Here is a 1620-nt window from a genome sequence, read left to right as displayed (position 1 = left end):
CCGTTCAGCGCAGGGGCGGCGGCGCCGGGAAGGCCGGCTCGTAGTCCTCGATCGTACGGAGCGTGTCGCCGAGGCCCCGTACGAGCAGCGAGCGCACCATGTCGCGCTCCAGCCCCAGGTGGTCCAGCCAGTCGAGGGTGACGCCCTCCACCGACGACAGCCAGCCGATCAGCGCGGTACGGGCGATGAGCGGGATGTCGGCGCGCCCCCACGCGCCGCGGGCGATCGCCAGCAGCAGCTGCTCGCGCACCTCGGCCCGGATCGCGAGCACCTCGGCGTCGAAGCCGACGCCGCCGGTGACGATGGCGCGGTAGGCGGCCTGGTGGTGCTGGGCGTAGCGGAGGTAGCCGTCGATGGTGTGGTGGACGCGCTCGGCGGGCGGCAGGTCGTGGGTGGAGGCGGCCCGTACGACGAGGTCGGCGACGGAGTCCTGGACGATCGCCAGGTAGTAGCCGCGCTTGTTCTTGAAGTAGTAGTAGATGAGACCTTTGGCGACGCCCGCGTGCCGGGCTATGTCGTCCATGGACAGCGCGTCGTAGGACGTGTCCGCGAACAGCCTCCTCCCGATCGTGATGAGTTCGGCGCGGCGCGCCTGGGAGCGCTCGGTGCCGCGCGCGGCTGGGGCAGCGCGCGTACCGCGCTGTTGACTATTATTCAATTTCGGCCCTAGTCTCCAACTGCCACCGGATTTCCGCAGTATGGCAGAGCGACGCCGCGCGGACTTCTCCCGGCGGCGGAGCCACCCCGCACTTCCCTGCGCATCTGCACGTGTTCGCGGCTGCGCCGCAGCCGTCCGTAGACCGCTGCCCCGGGGAGGAAGCAGTGAGCGGATCCAACCGACGGCTGCCGGAGGGCAGAACGGCCTGGAAGAAGACGGCGGTCGTCGCCGTCCCCGCCGTGCTCGCGGTCGGCGCGCTGGCCGCGGTGATGGCCGAGGGGGCGCTCGCCGCGTCCTTCGCCGTCTCCGGCACGAGCTTCCAGGTCTCCTCCGGCAAGCTGACGAGCAACGGCCTCTCCTCGTACGTGCAGACGGACCGGTCCGTGGACGGCAAGGGCCACCCGGTCGCCCTGCTCGGCATCGGCGACGCCACCCTGAGCGACATCTGCCAGTCCGCCTCGGTCTCCACCCCGCTGGGGACCGTCACGTTCAAGCTGACGGCCGGCGGCGACGCGGGAAACGTGACCGCCAGCAGCCTCGTCATCGACGGCGAGGACCTGGTCGGCGACGCCAGGTTCGGCACCGCCGAGATCGGACGCGACGCCTCCACCCTGGACCGGGTGCCGGACGTCCACGGCGACAAGGGCAAGTTCGGCCTCCAGGCCGGGGACATCACCGTGGCCGGGGTCCGCTCGCACGCGTGGTCCGCGACCGGCGGGAACTTCCGGCTCCGGGGCCTCAAGCTCAGTGTGAGCCTGGACGGCAAGAAGTGCTTCTGAGCGCACGGCTGTCGCGGCGGCTCAATGCGCGGCTGCCGCTGCCGGACGCGCGGCGCGCCTTCCGCGGCTGGCGGCGGACCCGGCCCTTCTGGGCGGGGCTGCTGCTGGTCCTCGGCGGCGCCGAGCTGCTGCTCGTACCGCTGTCTCCGGTGACGGTCCTGGTGAGCCTGGGGATGGGCGGGC

General features: G+C 71.9%; 3 protein-coding genes. 2 read left to right on the top strand and 1 reads right to left on the bottom strand.

Features of this window, described 5'->3' with window-relative positions:
* Positions 1-4: 4 nt before the first annotated feature.
* Entirely contained in the window at positions 5-658 is a 654-nt protein-coding gene (locus ACFU99_RS43010; RefSeq protein ID WP_384404062.1) for a TetR/AcrR family transcriptional regulator, read from the bottom strand.
* Positions 659-822: 164 nt separating this feature from the next.
* On the opposite strand from ACFU99_RS43010, the gene ACFU99_RS43005 reads away from it, so the two are divergent.
* Together ACFU99_RS43005 and ACFU99_RS43000 are read left to right on the top strand one after the other, a co-directional pair.
* The gene (locus ACFU99_RS43005) at positions 823-1437 is read left to right on the top strand and encodes a DUF6230 family protein (protein WP_384404059.1); all 615 of its coding nucleotides are present in this window, start codon (positions 823-825) and stop codon (positions 1435-1437) included.
* Positions 1428-1620, top strand: a 193-nt coding sequence (locus ACFU99_RS43000) for a DUF6114 domain-containing protein (RefSeq protein WP_384404057.1), incomplete at its 3' end; no start/stop codon positions are given. The genes ACFU99_RS43005 and ACFU99_RS43000, both read left to right, overlap by 10 nt.

It is taken from the genome of Streptomyces sp. NPDC057654 (assembly GCF_042800135.1).
Taxonomy (GTDB): Bacteria; Actinomycetota; Actinomycetes; order Streptomycetales; family Streptomycetaceae; genus Streptomyces.
This window is presented reverse-complemented; position numbering and strand designations above follow the sequence as displayed.